Source organism: Paenibacillus sp. YIM B09110, from assembly GCF_037167145.1.
Lineage (GTDB): Bacteria > Bacillota > Bacilli > Paenibacillales > Paenibacillaceae > Pristimantibacillus.
Genome location: NZ_JBANSP010000004.1, coordinates 443,436 through 461,927 on the forward strand (window position 1 = coordinate 443,436; position 18,492 = coordinate 461,927).

Annotated in this window: 16 protein-coding genes; 5 read left to right on the forward strand and 11 right to left on the reverse strand. The window is 50.4% G+C overall.

Annotation, left to right across the window (positions count from 1 at the left end; translation table 11 throughout):
* Positions 1-190: 190 nt before the first annotated feature.
* From ald to phnX, 3 genes are read right to left on the reverse strand one after another with little or no spacing between them, the layout of a single operon-like run.
* Positions 191-1,321, reverse strand: coding sequence for an alanine dehydrogenase (gene ald, locus V8F51_RS08630; RefSeq protein ID WP_337099770.1), 1,131 nt, complete (start codon positions 1,319-1,321; stop codon positions 191-193).
* 25 nt (positions 1,322-1,346) lie between these two features.
* Positions 1,347-2,474 carry a 2-aminoethylphosphonate--pyruvate transaminase gene (gene phnW / locus V8F51_RS08635; RefSeq protein WP_337099771.1) on the reverse strand — a complete coding sequence of 376 codons (1,128 nt, stop codon included), beginning with the start codon at positions 2,472-2,474 and terminating at the stop codon, positions 1,347-1,349.
* A gap of 13 nt (positions 2,475-2,487) precedes the next feature.
* Positions 2,488-3,306, reverse strand: coding sequence for a phosphonoacetaldehyde hydrolase (gene phnX / locus V8F51_RS08640; protein ID WP_337099772.1), 819 nt, complete (start codon positions 3,304-3,306; stop codon positions 2,488-2,490).
* Between the two features lie 501 nt (positions 3,307-3,807).
* Here phnX and V8F51_RS08645 point away from each other — a divergent pair.
* Positions 3,808-5,523, forward strand: coding sequence for a methyl-accepting chemotaxis protein (locus V8F51_RS08645; RefSeq protein ID WP_337099773.1), 1,716 nt, complete (start codon positions 3,808-3,810; stop codon positions 5,521-5,523).
* Between the two features lie 69 nt (positions 5,524-5,592).
* Here the strand turns inward: V8F51_RS08645 and V8F51_RS08650 are convergent, their stop codons facing one another.
* The 4 genes from V8F51_RS08650 to V8F51_RS08665 form a co-directional block, all read right to left on the reverse strand.
* Positions 5,593-6,291, reverse strand: a complete 699-nt coding sequence (locus V8F51_RS08650) for an SDR family oxidoreductase (protein ID WP_337099774.1) — start codon at positions 6,289-6,291, stop codon at positions 5,593-5,595.
* A gap of 40 nt (positions 6,292-6,331) precedes the next feature.
* Positions 6,332-6,787 carry a VOC family protein gene (locus V8F51_RS08655; RefSeq protein WP_337099775.1) on the reverse strand — a complete coding sequence of 152 codons (456 nt, stop codon included), beginning with the start codon at positions 6,785-6,787 and terminating at the stop codon, positions 6,332-6,334.
* 140 nt (positions 6,788-6,927) lie between these two features.
* Positions 6,928-7,983, reverse strand: a complete 1,056-nt coding sequence (locus V8F51_RS08660) for a LacI family DNA-binding transcriptional regulator (RefSeq protein ID WP_337099776.1) — start codon at positions 7,981-7,983, stop codon at positions 6,928-6,930.
* A 92-nt stretch (positions 7,984-8,075) separates the two neighbouring features.
* Positions 8,076-9,299 (reverse strand): GTP-binding protein, encoded by a 1,224-nt coding sequence (locus tag V8F51_RS08665; protein WP_337099777.1) that lies wholly within the window; start codon positions 9,297-9,299, stop codon positions 8,076-8,078.
* Positions 9,300-9,693: 394 nt separating this feature from the next.
* On the opposite strand from V8F51_RS08665, the gene V8F51_RS08670 reads away from it, so the two are divergent.
* Positions 9,694-10,083, forward strand: coding sequence for a C1q-like domain-containing protein (locus tag V8F51_RS08670; RefSeq protein ID WP_337099778.1), 390 nt, complete (start codon positions 9,694-9,696; stop codon positions 10,081-10,083).
* Positions 10,084-10,143: 60 nt separating this feature from the next.
* On the opposite strand, the gene V8F51_RS08675 is transcribed toward V8F51_RS08670, so the two are convergent.
* Both V8F51_RS08675 and V8F51_RS08680 read right to left on the reverse strand, forming a co-directional pair.
* On the reverse strand, positions 10,144-11,217 hold the full coding sequence (locus tag V8F51_RS08675; RefSeq protein WP_337099779.1) for a Gfo/Idh/MocA family protein: 1,074 nt from the start codon (positions 11,215-11,217) through the stop codon (positions 10,144-10,146).
* Positions 11,214-12,350 carry a Gfo/Idh/MocA family protein gene (locus tag V8F51_RS08680; protein WP_337099780.1) on the reverse strand — a complete coding sequence of 379 codons (1,137 nt, stop codon included), beginning with the start codon at positions 12,348-12,350 and terminating at the stop codon, positions 11,214-11,216. The genes V8F51_RS08675 and V8F51_RS08680 overlap by 4 nt, the downstream gene beginning before the upstream one ends.
* A 145-nt stretch (positions 12,351-12,495) precedes the next feature.
* Here V8F51_RS08680 and V8F51_RS08685 point away from each other — a divergent pair, with 145 nt between their 5' ends.
* The 3 genes from V8F51_RS08685 to V8F51_RS08695 all read left to right on the forward strand — a co-directional run bounded on the left by V8F51_RS08685 (position 12,496) and on the right by V8F51_RS08695 (position 15,211).
* Entirely contained in the window at positions 12,496-13,341 is an 846-nt protein-coding gene (locus V8F51_RS08685; protein WP_337099781.1) for a helix-turn-helix transcriptional regulator, read from the forward strand.
* Positions 13,342-13,445: 104 nt separating this feature from the next.
* Positions 13,446-13,886 (forward strand): MarR family winged helix-turn-helix transcriptional regulator, encoded by a 441-nt coding sequence (locus V8F51_RS08690; RefSeq protein WP_337099782.1) that lies wholly within the window; start codon positions 13,446-13,448, stop codon positions 13,884-13,886.
* Between the two features lie 80 nt (positions 13,887-13,966).
* Positions 13,967-15,211 (forward strand): MFS transporter, encoded by a 1,245-nt coding sequence (locus tag V8F51_RS08695; RefSeq protein WP_337099783.1) that lies wholly within the window; start codon positions 13,967-13,969, stop codon positions 15,209-15,211.
* Here V8F51_RS08695 and V8F51_RS08700 read toward each other — a convergent pair.
* Both V8F51_RS08700 and odhB read right to left on the reverse strand, forming a co-directional pair.
* Positions 15,180-17,006 carry a PAS domain S-box protein gene (locus V8F51_RS08700; protein ID WP_337099784.1) on the reverse strand — a complete coding sequence of 609 codons (1,827 nt, stop codon included), beginning with the start codon at positions 17,004-17,006 and terminating at the stop codon, positions 15,180-15,182. The two genes, V8F51_RS08695 and V8F51_RS08700, sit on opposite strands and share 32 nt — an antisense overlap.
* A gap of 232 nt (positions 17,007-17,238) precedes the next feature.
* A complete protein-coding gene (gene odhB, locus V8F51_RS08705; RefSeq protein WP_337099785.1) occupies positions 17,239-18,489 on the reverse strand; it encodes a 2-oxoglutarate dehydrogenase complex dihydrolipoyllysine-residue succinyltransferase in 1,251 nt (416 codons plus the stop codon).
* Positions 18,490-18,492 lie beyond the last annotated feature (3 nt).

Consider the following 18,492-nt stretch of genomic DNA (forward strand, 5'->3'; position numbering starts at 1 on the left):
AATTTTTAGAACCATTATGTTTGTCGTTGCTGGTGAGCTCATTTCGAATATATCAGAATCAATATGCTATTAAAAGCTTATTATTTTATTGTAAATAACTTGTTTTGGTTGTTTTTGTGTTGTTCTTTTTTCAAAAAAGGCCCGCGCACTACATGCACTGTACGCAGGCCAACAAGTAATCGAAATCGCCTCAAGCGACGGGCTGTTCCTTCAGTAATTGATCTACGGATGCATGCGCATAACCCAATGAATCGGCGACGCCGCGGAACACAACGTGACCATTCAGCACGTTTAAGCCTTTCGCCAAATCATTGTGCGCCAAGGCAGCTGCTTTGTAGCCTTTGTCGGCAATAAGCAAACCATAAGGCACAGTAACATTTGTCAGCGCAATGGTCGCGGTTCTTGATACCGCGCCAGGCATATTGGCTACGGCGTAATGAACGACGCCATACCGCTCATAGGTTGGATCGCTATGCGTTGTGATATGATCAATCGTCTCGATCGATCCGCCTTGGTCAATGGCTACATCGACGATTACCGAACCTGGCTGCATGGTACGGACCATTTCCTCCGTGACGAGACGCGGAGCCCGGGCGCCAGGAATAAGCACGGCTCCGACCAGAAGATCGGCCTTCGAGACGGCTTCAGCAATCGTCATTTCGCTCGAAACGACCGTTCTCAGCCGGCCTTGGAACTGATCATCCAACTGGCGCAGCCGATCCGGATTGCTGTCGATAACCGTTACGTAGGCCCCGAGGCCGACTGCCATTTTGGCAGCGTTCGTGCCTACGACACCGCCTCCGATAATGACGACCTCTGCAGGCGGAACGCCCGGCACGCCGCCAAGCAATATACCTTTCCCGCCCCTCGTGCCCTCCAAATATTGCGAGCCAATCTGAATGGACATCCGCCCCGCCACCTCGCTCATTGGCGTCAGCAGCGGAAGCGAGCCGTTATCCTTCTGGATCGTTTCGTATGCGATCGCTACAACCTTGCGGTCGATCAGCGCCTTTGTAAGCTCAGGCTCGGCGGCGAGATGCAAATAAGTGAACAAAATGAGCCCCTCGCGGAAATGACGGTATTCCTCGCGCAGCGGTTCCTTTACCTTCATGACCATTTGGGCCGACCACGCCTCCTCGGGTACTTCTGCGATAGCAGCTCCTGCTGCGGCGTAAGCTTGGTCGGTGAAGCCGCTTCCGAGTCCCGCTCCTCTCTCCACGATGACCGCATGGCCGCGTTTAATGAAGGAAGCGACACCGGCAGGCGTCATGCCAACGCGGTTTTCGTTGTTTTTGAGTTCTTTCGGTACACCGATTATCATAAGGGACGACTCCTTTGCAAGAAGATCAAGTATGGGATTTGACGCTTCGCTCGACACGGCCGACGGCCGCGATTAGCCGCTTCATATCGGCCTCGGCAATTTCGCCTATATTGCCGATTCGGAACGTGTCGGCGTTTGATATTTTGCCAGGGTAGATGACAAAGCCTTGCTCCTTAAGCTGCTTATAGAACGTCTCGAACGTGAAGGATGGATCATCGGGATAATAAAAAGACGTAATGATCGGTGACTGCATACCGTCGCTGAGCAGCGTTTCATAGCCGATCGCGCGCATGCCTTTGACGAGCGTCTGCTGGTTGGTAAGATAGCGCGTATGCCTTGCAGCTACGCCCCCCTCCTCCTCGAGCTCCAATAGTGCCTCGTAGAAGGCTCGCACCGTATGGGTCGGAGATGTAAACCGCCACTTCCCGCCGTTCTGCTCCATATGGTTCCATTGATCGTACAAATCAAGCGACAGCGATCTCGCCTGCCCTTTGCAGGATTGCAATTGATCGATGCGAGCGATAACAAAACCGAATCCAGGTACGCCTTGAATGCATTTGTTGGCGCTGCTGATCAAATAATCGATGCCAAGCTCCGCCATATCGAGCGGAACGCCGCCGAAGCTGCTCATGGCATCTACGATGAACGTTTTATTGTAAGCTTTTACGATAGCTCCCGCTTCCTGAATCGGGTTAAGCATCCCCGTCGTCGTCTCGCAATGCACCATGGCGACATGCGTAATGGCGGAATCGGCTTTCAAAGTTTCTTCAAGTTTCGCGAGATTCGGTAACGATACCTCGCCGCTGTCCAGCACGAGCGTATCGATTCCGAGCACGGCCGCCATTTGGGCAATGCGCTGCCCGTATGCGCCATTCGTCATCACAAGCAGCTTTCCGCCCGGGCCGATCGCGCTGCCGATGACGGATTCCACGCTGAAGCTGCCGCTTCCTTGCATCAGCACGCTGGAATAGTCCTCGGTACGTCGCGTAGCAAGCGAGACCAGCCGTCTTCGGATATTTTGAACCAAGTCATTGTACTCGCTATCCCATGTGCACCAGTCCTTGAGCATCGCTACCTTGACGCGTTTGCTCGTTGAGAGCGGGCCCGGCGTCAACAGCAAATACGGATTATCATCCAGCAAATCAATGTTCATGCGAATTATCTCCTTATTTGTCGCCTGCAGCGAGGCGTTCATTTATCGTTTCAATGATGTTTGGCAAATCGCTTATTTGCTCGATGACGTAATGCGCCCCAGCTGCCTTGAACCGTTCAGTGACGGCTTCCATCTTCACCGCCAGCAGCTCTGCCGGCATTCCTTCCACCTCGGCTTCGCTCAGGCCCAGCTCGCTGCCGCCCTTAATGACGCCTATGCTCCACATTCCCGCATTTACCCCCTCCAACACGTCGCTGGTCGTATCGCCGACCTTCACCATGGCGTTCATCGGATGAATGCCCAACAGCTCGGCATTCCGATAGCACATCCATGGATACGGCCGTCCGGCAGCCGCGTCGTCCGGCGTGACGAGCGTATCCGGCGCGTACCCTTTTTTGTTCGCTTCGCCCGCAACGATTTCCATCATTTTTGACGTGTATCCCGTCGTTGAACCGATTTTGAGACCGTCAGACCTCAATTTCTCCACGACGTCAAGCGCTCCCGGAATCGGATCGGTATAACGCGCCAGATCAGCGAACAGCATCGGTTCGAAATCGGCATATAAATCATCAACATCGGCATCTGTTGGCGCGCTGCCGAAGCGTTCCTTCCATAGCGCTGCAATTCTCTCCATTTCGAGAAGCGCTTTGATATGATCCCACTTCAACATGCCCATTGGCACTCTAGCTTCCTCCGGGGTAATTTCGATCCCTCTTTGATGGAATACGTTCACGAATACAAGCAGCGGAGCGAAGCAGCCATAGTCCACCATCGTTCCGGCCCAATCGAATACAACCCCTTGAATATGTCCGCGATATACCGTCGTCGTCATCTTTAGCTCACTCCTGTTGATTGTTTTGGAATTGCTTTGTTTTCACAGAATCATTCGAATGATTCAATGAAAAAAATTACATTTGTCATAAAATACATTGCTTTTAGTTGTTTTTAATTGTGTTTACGAGTAAATAGTAAGATACCAGTGAGGTGGTGTCAATGCTCTTTACCGTATCTAAACATTTCGTATATACGCCATCTACGTCTCCCAAACGCCAACAAAGATGAGGATCGGCGCCAGCTGCGACAACGGTCCGCCATCCATGCTTCCACTCGCTCCGTATCGCCCCCGATTTCAGACGTCATTTACAAAACATTATAAAACACACAACAAAACACAATATATACTGTTGTTTGACCGCGTATACGGTGGATTTTAGTTGCACACCAAATCTATTCGCCTCCAAGTTATCTGACAATCTCGTATTTCACTATTTTTTTCAGACATCACCGATAACGTGAACCCTAACACCATTAAACTTTCAGGAGGATTTATATCGTGAACTTGTTGAGAAATCTAAAAATTGCACAAAAGCTTTTTTTGCTGAACGCCATCGCAGTCCTCTTCCTGCTCGGCTTGTCTATCTCCGGATACGTTTTTCTCAGCCAAATTCATGGCACCGCAAAATCTATGCATACAAGCGGCTTTGTACCGAGTATGCAAATGACCGAGGTTGACACTCACATTCGAACGACGACACGGAAACTGCTGGAGCATATGTTAGCGAAGGAATCCAGGTTCAAGGACGTGCTGGCCCGGGAAGCGGATCGGGCATCAGCCGCTGCAAGTGAAAGCCTAGTTGCTTACGAGAGCGCGATTGCGGCGGATGATGTGACCCGCATGTGGTATGACAAACTGGGCCAGTCGCTTGGCGCCTATACGAAGGAAAGAGAGGCAATCGTAAAACTCTCCAATGAGGGTAGGGAGGACGAAGCGTATGAACGATTCCGGACTTTCGCCCGTCCGCTTCTGGACAATATGGAAGGTTACATTGATAATTTGTTAGCATCACGGATGGATATGTCCGAACAATTAAATAAGGAGAATGACGACATTTACGATAAAATCGTTATTCTGCTGCTGATCGTTTCCGCTTCTGCTTGCGTGTTGTTTGGAGTGCTGTCTTATTTCATGGCACAGCTCATTGTGAAGCCTATCCGTAGAATGAATGCGCTGATGGGTAAAGCTGAACGGGGCGATCTATCGGCGGAGGATCGGTATAGGTCCAAAGATGAGATAGGCGCGCTGAGCCGTTCTTATCATCAAATGACCGAAGGTCTGCGCGCCTTGCTAGCCGACGTCAAAGATACGGCCGACTGTCTTCTCGACGATGCGGGTCGGTTCGCGCTTCACGCGCAACAGAGCCTAGTAGCAGTTGAACGGATTGCTGTCGTTACTGACTCGCTGAGTATGGCGAGCCACAGTCAAGTCGCCGATCTCGATGGCGCGTTGCACAAGCTCGTTGAGATGAACGGCGCAATTGAACGGATAGACAACAATAGTCAAGGGATGGCGAAAGCGAGCATTATGGCGGCATCCGCTTCGAATGAGGGTTCCGCGGCGCTTGCCATTATGCGGGAGCAGATGGATGCGATCGGAAACAGCCTGGAAGCGGCAGAGTTGGATGTGGCCGAACTGGCAAACGCCAGCAGGCAGATCAGCGAAACAACGTCGGTAATCGTCGATATCGCTGGGCAGACGAACTTACTGGCACTCAATGCAGCTATTGAAGCGGCAAGAGCCGGCGATGCGGGACGAGGCTTCCGAGTCGTCGCGGACGAGGTGCGCAGGCTCGCCGAGGGCAGCGACAACGCGGCGCAAGAGGCAACCGGCAAGCTTCGCGCGATTCGCACCAAGAGCGACGCAACCGCTGCGTCGATGAGGCGAAGCACGGAACAAGCTAAAGCCGGCATAATAGAAGCAGGAAAAACGGGGGTCACATTCGAGAACATTCGCGGCTCGGTTGCCGAAGCCGCCGCCCTCATCGAAGAGGTGACGACGGATATCGCCCGGCTGGCAGAAGGCAGCTCCTTCGCCGTCGTTTCCATGGAGTCGGTAGCCGCCGCCGCCAAAGAAAGCGCTGCAGCTTCCTTGGAGACGGCGGCTGCTAATCAGGAGCAATTGGCTACGATGGAGATCATCGCCAAAGACGCCGAGAAGCTCGCAACCATGGCGAAGCAATTGGATAAAGGGTTATCCCGTTTTACCATATAGTTAAAAGACTCGCAGCCTTTTCGCTGCGAGCCTTTTCTTTCAAACCTCAGTCTTCACCTATAATCACTACTAGCGCATCGGCGCTCCACGATGATCAATGAACAGCGCACCGTCTTCCGCCGCTGTCCTTCTCTCCACCAAATCCAATATGCCGCTAGCCGAAGCGTCTGCGTCACCTGGCGCTTGCTCGCCGCCCATGTCAGTCCGTATCCAGCCGGGATGTACGGCATGAACAAGTATGTCTTGCGGTCTAAGCTCCGCCCGAAGTTGAGCGGAGAACATGTTAAGCGCGGACTTCGACAACGCATAGGAGTAATCGCCGCCGTATGCGCCAGCCGAGCTGCCTGCCTCCGAACTTATGTTGATAACCGCTTGCTGCTCACCTTTGCGCAGCAAAGACAGGAAATGCTTCAGCACGAGTATTGGCCCATATAGATTCGTCTGGAACGACTGCTCCAGCTGTTCCACATCCAGCTGTTCCAGTTTCTGATCGCGCCCAAGCAGTATAGCCGCGCTGTTAATAATGACATCGAGCCCATCGAACCGAGCCCCTGCCTGCTCACTCGCATATCGGATCGAATTCTCATCCGATACGTCAATCGGCAATAATGTAAGTTGCTCTCCATAATGCTCGATCAATGGCTGCAGCTTCTCCACAGAAGATCCAGGTCCTCGTACCCCCGCCAGCACCTCATGTCCACGCTCGCAAGCTTCCTTTACCAAGGAAAGGCCAAGCCCCCGATTTGCACCTGTAATTAATATTCGCATTTCGTCATCTACCTCCATCTATGTCGCAGTTGATGCTTTCTTAGTTGTCGTTCTCGAGCAGCTCCAACATAACCTTTAATGATTTGAATGTATCCATGTAAGCGTAACGACCACCGGTATACTCCCCTTTTTGCACAAGAGACATACCGTTTTTCTCCATCAAGGCGACCTTCTCCTTCATTCCCTCGACGGCAAAAGCAATATGATGCGGCCCTTCGCCATGCGCGTTCAGATGATCCCTCCATGTGCTCGGATGCTCATCCGGCTCGATAAGCTCAAGCTGAAGCGCTCCCATATCGAAGAACGCAAGCTTCGCCCGCGCTACGGATGATTCGCCGTTATATTCCGTCTGCGCCTTGTCTACCGTATCCGTCCAGAACCAATCGGGCTTCTCCACGCCAAAAAACTGTGCGTATGCCTTAGAGGTTGCTTCTATGTCATGCACCAATAGACCAATCTGAGTAATGGTACGATTGCCCAAAATATTATTGTTCATAGCTAACATTCCCCTTTTCGATTAGTGTGCATTTATGCAAAATCCGAATCGCGGATTTCTTACATAAGCATCCCCCCTCATTAGCCTCAAATAGAGTGAACACGCGTTTATTTCTTAGTAAGAAGAAGCGCCTCTTCTACTTATGAAGAAGAAGGCGCACGGCATGATTCACGTACGATAAGCGAATTCGTCATCGCTAATTGTGTGTAATCTTGACTACCGTTCTCTATGCCATCAATTAAATGGCGAGTCAACTCATCCATCATCGCCGAGAAGTCAACGTGAATCGTTGTCAGCGGGGGATTATATCCAGCGCTCAGGCTATGGTCGTCGAAACCTGCGATTGATAGATCATCAGGGACGCGCAAGCCCGCTTCCCCTAATGCGCGTATAGCTCCGAAAGCGATGCTGTCGTTGGCTGCGAAGATCGCCGTCGGCAGCTCTCCGCCAAGCTTTAACAGTTCCTTGATCGCCAAGTAGCCGCTTGGTTCATTGAAATCAGCTGCCATCATCCATTGCTTTACAATAGGCAGCCGATTGCGCTCCATGGCTGCCTTGAAGCCCTTCCACCTCGCAGCTCCCGAATACCTGTTCAAATCGCCGTTAATAATCCCAATGCGCGTATGCCCTAGTCCCGCCAAATAATCGATAACGAGACCAGCACCTGCCTCATTATCGAAGTTGAAGACAATCCGATTCGACTCTTGCTCACCAGACATATGATGATCAACGATGGCGACCATGAAGCCTTCCGCGATAAGCTCCTCGACGATCGGCTCCTCATTGGCTGCTCCAATGAAGATGCCACCATCAATTCGGCGCTGATAGAAACATTCCTTCACTGCCCTCGCTTCCTCCTGCCGCTTCGGATCGCGTACGATATGCGTCAAGACGAAGTAGCCGTACCTCGACGCGCTCTCAATTACTTTCGTCAGCAGCAGGCTGGCGATCCAGTCGCTCGATACATCGCCCGAATCGATCATGAACAAGCCGATCGTTCTTGTCTTCTTCCCGGCCAGCACTTGCGCTGACAGGTTCGGAAAATAATTATATTGTTCTATGACCTGGAGCACCTTCTGCTTCGTATGCTCCGGAACGTTCGAATAGTTGTTAATGACACGGCTCACCGTGCTGCGCGATACGCCAGCAAGCCTGGCAATTTCGGTACTGTTTATTTCCTTGCCCAGCTTGCTCAAATCGATGTCCCACTTCCTGTAAACACGCGTTTATACCGCTATGTTAACAACGATCGCAACCGCTGTCAAACGTCATTTTCGCCTGCTGCTCCTCACATTTCTAACACGGCCGGAAAATCATCCCCGAGCAGGCTCCAATCCGATACCAGCTCTTGATCGCTGAGCAGGCAGTCATCCAGCGAGCTTGTCAGCTCGGCCCGATTCATCGCAATGCCGATTAAAACAAGCTTATTGATGCGGTCCCCATATTTGTCATCCCATTTGTCAGCAAGCTCCCTCTCTTCGGCGAGCAGCGCCAGCCTTTCGGCCTCCGGAAGCTCGGCAGCCCATAATCCTGCCGGCCCGAATTGAATGGATGGCCCTGCTTGACTCAAGCTTTGAGCCATCCTATTCCGAGTCGCAAGCCAGACGATCCCTTTGGCTCTGACGACCTCCTCAGGCCAGTGCTCCATCCAGGCCATTAATCGCCCCGGGTGGAACGGCTTCGCTCGTTCATAAACGAAGGAAGCGATGCCGTATTCCTCCGTCTCCGGCGTATGTGCCGGCGCTTCCATTTCCTTAATCCAGCCGGCCGACCTGCTCGCTTCTTCGAAGTTGAACAACGACGTGTGCAAAATTTCTTTCGGATTGACCCGCCCTCTTGCAGCGCGTATCAGCTTGGCACTCGGTTGAAGCGCACGCAATACGCCTTCCAGCTCCGCCAGATCCTCTTCCTCTACTAAGTCGCATTTGTTAAGGATAAGCACGTCGCAAAACTCGATTTGATCAATCAGCAGATCCACGACTGAGCGCGTATCGTCCTCGGAAGCTGCCTGGCTTCGTTCCAGCAGCGATTCCCCCGAGGAGTAATCATGCCAGAAGCTATAAGCATCCACGACAGTGACCATGCAGTCTAATGCGCAGTACCTCGATAGATCAATTCCTTGCTCCTCATCCAAGTAGGTGAACGTCTGCGCTACAGGAACAGGCTCGCTTACGCCAGTCGATTCAATCAATATATAATCGAACCGATTCTCCTTCGCAAGCTTCTCGACTTCCCGAAGCAAGTCTTCGCGCAGCGTACAGCAAATGCAGCCATTAGACATTTCCACGAGCTTCTCGTCCGTGCGGGATAACCCGCCGCCGCCTTGAATCAAGTCGGCATCGATATTGACCTCGCTAAGGTCATTGACGATAACAGCTACTTTTAATCCTTCCCGATTGTTCAGAACATGGTTCATAATCGTCGTTTTTCCAGCGCCCAAATAACCGCTCAGCACCGTGACCGGAATTTTGTTGCGACTCTTCATTTTGTCCAAATTGCTCAAATTGCTCATCTTAAGTGACCCCTCGTTTCAATTATTATATCGTAATTATTACGATTAGATATCGAAAGAAAAACCGATTTATATCGGGTTAATCGTAATTGTTACGATTAAACGAGTATATCAGTCCAAAAGGCTCTCGTCAATGTATGTGTACCAATCTACTTTTCCGGGCTCATATCCAATCAATAAACTTTTGAGCTACATACTCTATTATATAGCTCATGCTAGATTAATAGAGGACGGTGGCGGAATGTTTAAAAAGCAAACAATATGCTCTCCCAAGAAACAGGTATGTCATGTAAAAAATCGCGTGACGAAATGCGCAAAACGGCCTGTGAAAAAAAAATGCTCCTGCAAAAAAAATACTTGCGGATGCAAATCGGCGTTTAGAGCTATTGCCAACGTGGTCCAGCCCGTGCCTGGCGCAGGAGGCGACCCATTCCCTCAGGTATTGTACGGTTTGGAACAATTCGATCTCAATAATGAATATGATCCCGCAACATCGACATTTATTCCGAGAAGAAGCGGCGTATATTCGTTTACTGCAACGGTAACCTTCGATAGCAACGTATCTGGAGCAGTTAGTGTCGGATTAGCGATCCGGGCAAACAACTCGCCTATTATTACGGATCGTGAAACGTTCTCCTTCGGTGATGGAAGCATTGATGCGAGTGGACTTGTAAGGCTGCGCGCCGGCGATCGGGTACAAGTCTTTTTTACGATTAGCGGAGTTGCCGGCGGCAACATTGAAGCAGGCGTGGGCACACGTTTCGAAGGCGCACGAATCGGTTAATTCACAATAAAGAGGCCGCAAGCGATTGATGCGCTTGCGGCCTGGCTATTTTTAAGTGGATTATTCGACCTTCACCGCTTGTTTCTGTGCGATCAAGCTCAGTTCCGCCGCCTTAAACGTATGCTCCTGTGTCATGGCAAGCTCCGTGCCGTTCAAGCAGTCGAGAATCAGTTGGCCAAAATACGGGAAACCGACTTGGCCGCTTACCTGCATCCGCTGCTCGCCGTCCGCGTTGACTAGATACACTTGGTTACCTGCGGAATCCCGTGCAATATCGACATACTTTCGAAGCTCGATGTATCCTTCCGTGCCCATAATAATCATACGGCCGTCTCCCCAGGTGCTTAGGCCGCTCGGCGTGAACCAGTCTACGCGGAAATAGCCCGTCGCGCCGTTCTCGCCAACAATCGACATATCTCCGAAATCCTCTAGCTCGGGATATTGCTTATTATTGTAGTTTGCAACTTTGCTGTTTACGACCGTTGCGTTTTTGTTGCCGGTAAAATAAAGAAATTGCTCCACCTGATGAGATCCGATATCGCATATAATGCCGCCATACTTCTCCTTCTGGAAAAACCACTCTGGTCGCAAATGCGCGTTCAAGCGGTGAGGCCCAAGGCCGATGACCTGCAGCACTCTGCCAATCGCGCCTTGTTCGATCAACTGTCCGGCGAACACGGCACTCTCCACATGCAACCGCTCGCTATAATAGACTGCATATTTCTTGCCCGTATCGGCATACGCTTGCCGAGCATCTTCAAGCTGCTCCAGCGTCGTGAACGGCGCTTTATCGGTGAAATAATGTTTGCCTGCGCGCATAACGCGAACGCCAAGCGGTCCGCGGTCCGACGTCACCGCCGCTGCAGCAACAAGCTGCACTTGCGAATCGTCTAATATTTGCTCTAGCGATTGTGCCGCTTTCGCTTGCGGATAAGTCTTCAAGAAAGCTTCCACCCGAGCAGGTTCAATGTCATATACCCATTTAAGCTCAGCGCCCGCTTCCAGTAGACCGTTACACATGCCATAGATATGCCCATGATCCAAACTCACCGCCGCGAAAACAAACTGTCCCGGCTCAGCTACCCGATTGGGCTTGCCTTTAGGGGCGTAATTCATACCGTCGGCTTTACTCATTTTGCAGTCACTTCCTTCTTAAACGTCGAATTGGCAATACGGTCCTGCAAATACTCGTAGTATTTCTCCTCATCGATCGGCAAGTCGACCCAATTATCCGTCCAAGTGGACAGCAGCATCGCGTTGGACAGCATCAATCCTTTAATGCCTTCCTCGCCGGGAGCAATAAGCGGCTCATCGCGCAGAATCGCGTTCACCCAGTTCTGCGTAATGCCCTTGTGATCTGGGTAGCTGCCTTCGACCGGTATGTCCATCTTCCAGCATTCCGGTTGACCAAAGCTGCCTTTGTAGCTGTTGTTAAATTCCTTCTCCGATACGCGCAATCTCCAGAACGTAAGTTTATTGTCCTCGATAACAACCTTACCCCGATCGCCGCTAATTTCCAGCCTGTTCGTCCCTGGCGCCTCGCCTGTCGTCGTTACGAATACGCCTGTTGCCCCGTTCTCATATTCGACGAAAGCCGTTACGTCGTCCTCTACTTCGATATTCCGATGTTTGCCGAAGTAACAGAAGGCGCGGACGCGCGTCGGCATCATACCGATCGTCCATTGCCATAGATCAAGCTGATGCGGGTCTTGGTTAAGCAGCACGCCGCCGCCTTCGCCTGCCCAAGTCGCGCGCCAAGTGCCCGAATCATAATAGGATTGCGAACGATACCAATTTGTAATAATCCAGTTTGTACGCTTAATCTCGCCAAGCTCGCCGGAATCGATCAAATCCTTCAGCTTCACATATAGCGGATTGGTCCGTTGATTGTACATCATGCTGAACTTCACGTTCGTTTTCCGGCTGGCATCGTTCATCTCGCGGACCTGTTTCGTATAGACGCCTGCGGGCTTCTCGCAAAGCACATGCAGACCTCGTTCGAAACAAGCGATCGCAAGCTCGGGATGAGAGAAATGCGGGGTTGCGATTAATACGCCGTCAACAAGTCCGGAGTCCATCATCTCATAGGGATCCGCGAATAAGCCAACCTGATCGCCGAGCTGCTCCTTTGCCCATGCAAGACTGGCTGGCACGCTGTCGCTGACGGCCGTCAGGACGACGCCGCTAACCTCGCCTTTCTTTAAATATCCGATATGTCCCTTGCCCATATTGCCGAGTCCGATGATGCCCAATCGAACGGTTTGCATCCGTCATTTCCCCTTTGTATTGGTTTACTTGAATCGTATCACTTCAGAGCGAAAGCGGCTTCATTCGCATTAGCTTGTATCCGCTTTAATTTAACTCTGGTTGGTGTATAATGAGTTTATTTACACTAGGAGGACTCGACGCGCAATGAGCACGCAGCATAAAATCTCCAAGCCTTTCACAATCGGGACAAACTCTGATTATAACGCGCAAATTCAATACCATACCCATTTTCATTATGAAATCTATTACTTCCATGACGGTAAAGCGAACTATCTTATCAATGATCGCATTTATGTGCTCGAACCGGGCGATTTGCTTCTTATGCATGGCACAACGCTGCACCGTGCGAATGTCGATCCAAACGTGCTTTACCATCGTTCGACGTTGCATTTCGACCCCTATTACTTCAAGCAGTTCATTCAACCGCCCTTTGCAGCTGATCTGCTAGCTCCTTTCCAGAAGCTGCAAAACGTGAGGCTGCAGCTTCGCGGCGAGGACAAGCGGGAAATAGAGATGATATTCGCCAAGCTGGTGCAATTCCATAAGGATCCTTCCAAATATGCGTTCCAACGGTTTCAAGCTCTGTTTCTCGAATTCATGATCATTATTAACGAACATTGCAAGCAGCCATTGCAGGCGATAGCGGCCTTTCCATCCCCGAAGGAGCATCATGTTCAATCGATTATTTCCTATGTGGAGAAGCACTACGCCGACGACGTTACGCTTGACGCCGTTCAAGCCGAGCTCCATTTAAGCAAATATTATTTGGCCAAAACGTTCAAAGAAATAACCGGCATGACGATCTTTCAATTTCTGATGCAGCGCCGGATTTATCAAGCAAAGATCGAGCTCACTCAGGGCAAGCAGCCGATTACCGATATTGGCTATGAGGTCGGCTTCAAGCATCCGTCACACTTCAGCCGTGCCTTCAAGCTGCAATTAAATGTAACGCCTGAACAATACCGCAAGCAGCATCAGCTCCGTAATTAACGGCGTTTTGTGCCGACAACTTTATCTTGACCCATTTAGTTGTTAAGCGTATTATTGTTATATCAACTAATTTAGATTCGGATTACGAAGAAGGTGAATGATCAGTGGAATTCAAACAATCAGTTGGCTATATGATCTCAAATACGGGACGGAAGCTTAATCAAAGCTTACAGCAGCAATTTCACCAATCAGACGTTACGCCTGAGCAATGGACGCTGCTCATGACGTTAGACGAGAAGGATGGGATCAGCCACAAGGAACTCGCTCAGCGTTCCGAGAAGGATCCTGCCAACATCACGCGCCTAGTGGATCAACTGGAGAAAAAAGGGCTCGTGCGACGGGCAGCGCATCCGAATGATCGAAGATCGCTCCTGCTTCACTTAACCGATCTTGGAAGATCAGCAGCGCACATGCTAGCTCCTATCGAAGCCGCATATGTCCGGCAGATCGTGTCCGGCATCTCGCCGGAAGAAATTCAATTGTTCATGCAATTCATGAACAAAGTGAACCGGAACATCGAGAACGCTCAAGATATTCAAGCTTAAACAGCTGACGTTGCATTCTAGCGATTACAGCTTTATTTGTGTTGAGGAATAACCGACTACATCTGAGAGGGGAACCTGCAGTGATAGACAATCATAAATTATGGACCAAAGACTTTGTTAAGGTCTGCTTAAGCAGTTTTTTCTTATTTCTAAGCTTTTATATTATGGCTACCGCCTTGTCGGGTTACGTAACCGATGGCCTCGGCCGGTCTGAATCACAAGCGGGATTGGCAATGACCGTCTTCATTATCGCCGCCGTATTGCTTCGCCCGTTCACCGGTCAGCTAATGGACAAATTTGGCGAAAGGAAGATCGTATTCGTTTCGCTATTGCTGTTCTTTTTATTTTCCGTCGCTTATTTAGGCGTATATAGCTTCGGCATGCTGCTGCTTGTCCGTTTTCTTCACGGAGGATCATTCGCAATCGGCACAACCTCAACGAACACAACCGCAATTAGCATTATGCCTGAGAATCGCAAGGGCGAAGGCATTAGCTACTTCAGCTTGTTCATGAGCCTTGCAATGGTTATAGGACCGTTCGTCGGGCTGACGATTACGAAACACGGCGGCTACAATTCACTGTTCATGTTATGCGCTGTATTTGCGCTAATCGCTTTTGCTCTAGGAGCCAGTGCAAAGAGCAAGTCAAGCGCAAAAGCTCAAGAGTCATCGAAGGCTCAATCGGAGCTATCTCAGAATACTCATACCCGGACGAAGACTAAGCTGCAATGGAGTAACCTCTTCGAACGTAAAGTATTGCCTATTGCCGTTAGCGGCTTCGTCGTCGCCTTCGCTTACAGCGGACTCGTAACCTTCATGTCCGTATTCGCAGCCGATCGTGCTATTGATGATTATGCCAGCTACTTCTTCGTCTGCTTCGGCATTATGATCGTCCTGCCTCGTCCAATCGTAGGCAAGCTGCTCGATCGAGTATCCGAGCACTATATCGTCTATCCGAGCATCGCCGTCTTTGCCATTGGCCTGTTCATGCTAAGCGCAGCGCATTCACCGCTTATGCTGCTCGTATCGGGCGCCGTCATCGGACTTGGCTACGGAGCTTTGCTTCCATGCTTTCAGACGATAGCCGTACTGGCTGCTCCGCCGCATCGCAGAGGCCTCGCTACGGCAACGTTCTTTATTCTGTTCGATCTCGGCTACGGCATCGGATCCTTTTGCCTTGGCTTAATCGCAACTCATTACGGCTACACTGCCATGTATCTCATTTGCGGCACCATTGTGGCCTTATCTTCCGTTGTTTATTTCATTCTGCATCATAAGCGCCGCCAATCAGCCGTTACTGCTGGGAATCTCGAGCAGGCAATATAATTTCGATTGTCGTGCCTTCATTTTGCTTGCTGCTCAGATGAAGCGTGCCGTTGTGGGCCTCAATGATTCGGGAACTGATCATCAGACCAAGACCCGTTCCCTTTTCCTTGGTCGTCACGAACGGCTCGCCAATCTTGGCAATGAGCTCTTCAGGTATACCTTGCCCCTCATCCTTAATTCGGATGCAAATGTCGTTCTCAGCAGTAAGAACTGCCGATATATCCACTACACCACCGTTAGGCATTGCTTCTATCGCGTTTTTGATGACATTCAAAAACACCTGCTTCAGCTGATTCTCATTGCAAAACACGGTCGGCATTTCAGGCTCGAGCGCCACCTTAATCTCGACGTTAAGCAGAATTGCCTGCGTTTCTAATATGGAAAGCACGCTATGCAAAATCGGTTCGATATGTCCGTTGCTGAATTGCGAGAAATGCGGCTTCGCAAGCGTCATAAATTCATTCACAATAAGGTTAATGCGATCAATCTCTCCCGCCATAATATCAAAGTAATGCGAATGATCGTCATACTTCGTCTTAAGCAGCTGGGTGAATCCTTTAAGCGCCGTTAACGGATTGCGGATCTCATGCGCCACGCCTGCCGCCAATTGGCCAATGACCGAGAGCTTTTCCGAACGAACAAGCATTTCCTCCGACCGCTTTCGGTTTGTCAGATCCCTTATAACGCTCAGCAGCACGTTTTTGCCCATGTAGTCATTGATGCGTATGCTTGATATTTCGGCATCCACATATCTACCGTCCATACAGCATACGATACTATCGGTGAATGGGGCGATTTCCTCAGACAATATGATTTCGTCCATCCGCATCGTTGTTATCTCTTGAAAGGTTGGATGCAGGAAGTTAATTACGTTCTGACCGATTACTTCATTCCCATCCTTTGCCCCAATCAGCTCAAGCGCAAGCTTGTTGGCATATATAACCTGACCGTTATCGGTTAATACGATAGCCTCAGGAATGAATTTAATAATTTTTTGATACATTAGCGCTGTCTTGCGAAGCTGCTGCTCCTGCTCATGCTTGAACGTAACGTCTTGCACAATGCCTAGCATAACCTCCTCACCTTCTATCGTTGTGATCGAGGAGCTGCCTTCAATATACATCACGCTGCCGTCCTTGCGCCGTCCTTTCAATTTCAGATGAATCTTAGTCGATCCTTTGCTTATACTGTCCCTTACTTCATGCATAAGCTTTCTCAGATCGTCATCATACAGCAAATCTCGCACTCTAATATGTACGAACTCCTCGGGTGTATAACCGTACATCTCCGCGAAATGCGGATTTGTATATGTAATTTCATCTCCTTGCGCGACGAAAACCCCTGCAACCGTGTTTTCAATTACCGTCTTGTACAATTTCTCCTTTTCGTTAAGGGTAGCCTCCATGCGGATCTGATCGGATAAATCGCGGATAAGGAGCTGAATGCCGCGTTTGCCATCGTAAGCAACGGCTACTGCCTTGATCTCGACGTCAAAAACAGTTCCATCCATACGCAGCAGCTTCTTCACTTGAAGGTTCGAGGGACCAACATCGCTAAGCAGAAACTCCACATGTGCCGGGAGGCAATACAAGTAATCCGGATGCACGAATTGAACGATCGGCACGCCGATCACGTCCTCCAGCTTCCCTGCCTTGAAAAGCCGAAGTGCAGAGTCATTCGCGAAAACGAGGTGAAAATCGACAAATACAACGAGTGCGTCAGGCAGCATCTGAACCAAATGTCTATAACGCTCCTCGCTCTCCATCATTAAAAGATCACTTTTGTTTATCGACATATGTTATCCCACCTATATGTGCATTTGCATGTTAATTTGTCATCATCATTGAATAATGTTCAACGTGCAAAACCATTGTCCTGCTTAGTACCTATTAAATTTGTTTGATCATCGATTTTCAGGTCGTTGCGGATGGTCATTGCAGAAACTGCAACAGTACGCCAACATAAAAAAAGCCCGTGGAAGCAACGAAGTTGCTGCCCACGGGCTTAAGATTGAATAGGTAATGACCTTAGCCTTCAAGAAGAAGAGCTTCCGGATCTTCAAGCAGGTTCTTAACGGTAACTAGGAAGCGAACCGCTTCGCTTCCGTCTACGATACGGTGATCGTAAGAAAGAGCGATGTACATCATTGGACGGTTAGCCATCTCTGTATCGTTAATCGCGACCGGACGAATTTGGATCTTATGCATGCCGAGAATACCTACTTGCGGCGTGTTCAAGATTGGAGTTGACAGCAAGGAGCCGAAGACGCCGCCATTCGTAATTGTGAAGCTACCGCCGCTTAGGTCGCTAAGCGCAAGTGTGTTTGAACGAGCTTTCGATGCAAGCTCGCCGATGCTTTTCTCGATCTCAGCGAAGCTAAGACGATCTGCCTCGCGTACGACAGGAACAACAAGACCTTCCTTCGCGGATACGGCAATACCAATATCGTAGAATTTCTTAACGACGATATCTTCGCCGTCGATTTCTGCGTTAAGCAGCGGGAACGCTTTGAGCGCGCCAACGACTGCTTTCGTGAAGAAGGACATGAAGCCGAGGTTCACGTCGTTTTTCTCGAAGAACGATTGCTTGCGGCGTTTGCGCAGGTCAAGAATCGCTGTCATGTCTACTTCGTTGAACGTCGTCAGCATCGCAGCTGTACGTTGCGCTTCAACAAGACGGTTCGCGATTGTTGCCCGGCGGCGCGACATGCGCTTGCGTTCAACCGGCTTGCCGCTCACGGCTTGCGGCTGAGCAGTAGGTGCTGCTGCCGCTGGAGCTGCTGGTGCAGAAGCTTGTCCGCCTTGCGACGACAATACATCGCCGGAAGAAATGCGGCCAGCTTGGCTTTGCGCTTGCGTTAGATCGATGCCTTGCTCGCGAGCTAGCTTGCGAACAGCCGGCGAAGCGTTGACAGAAGCTGCGGAAGCAGCTACTGGCGCTTGTACAGCTGCAGGTGCTGCCGCTTGCGCAGCGGCTGCTGGAGCTGTTGGCTGTGCCGGAGCTGCGGCAGGTGCTGCCGCTTGCGCTGGCGCTGCACCGCCTGCGGAAGCGCCGATCGAACCGATCGCTTCGCCTACAAGTACAACCTCTCCGTCGCCTTTTGCAATACGCGAAACAACACCGCTGCTGTCTGCGCTGATCTCAATATTTACTTTATCCGTTTCCAGCTCCAGAAGGACGTCGCCCTGATTGACGGAATCGCCTTCCTTCACAAACCATTTCGTAATTGTACCTTCCGAAATCGACTCTCCCAATTCCGGCACAATAATTTCTGCCATCGG